The following is a 664-nucleotide window of genomic DNA, read 5'->3' on the forward strand; positions in this document are numbered from 1 at the left end:
CAGTTACATCTTGAATTGCTGTATTTACTTGTTGTAATGTAGCCGCACCTTCTTCAACACCTTGACTTTGTGATTCAGCCCCACCTGATACTTGTTCCATTGCAATTGTAATTTGATCTGTCGCATCATTTGCTTGCTGTACGCTCGCTGTTAACTCTTCAGCCGATGCCGCGACATGCTCTGCTGAAAAGCTAATTTGGGTAATAACATCTTGTAAAGACGTAGACATCTCATTAAATGAATTCCCTAATTTCCCTATATCATCATTGGAATGGATTGTAATTTTCTCTGTCAAATCTCCCTTACTAATTTTATGTGCCGAGTCAGCTATTTTTCTTAATGGTCTTGTAATAGACTTTGTAATGAAATAAATTAATACACTACCAAATACAATAGCGATAGCAATGACAATAAAAGTCTTATAAAAAACTGGATTCGCAGCTTGGATAATTTCTTCATCAAACATAACTCCAACTACTTTCCATCCTGTTTTCTCATTTGTTGCAAAGATTAAATTCTTTTTATCATCTTGTTCTGTATAAGACACATTTCCTTGTTTTTCTTCATAGATTGGTTTAATCCAAGGATCAGTAACTTTTGCACCTGGTTTTCTAGATGGATGACTAACAATTTGCTTATTTTGATCTAAAATAACTGCATAACC

The 664-nt window shown here is 34.5% G+C and carries 1 protein-coding gene; it reads right to left on the reverse strand.

What is annotated here, in order from left to right; translation table 11 throughout:
- The coding region (locus KI369_RS21160; protein WP_212957275.1) for a methyl-accepting chemotaxis protein at window positions 1-664 on the reverse strand (664 nt) is incomplete at both ends.

Origin of the sequence: Bacillus sanguinis, from assembly GCF_018332475.1 — a bacterium.
Taxonomy (GTDB): domain Bacteria; phylum Bacillota; class Bacilli; order Bacillales; family Bacillaceae_G; genus Bacillus_A; species Bacillus_A sanguinis.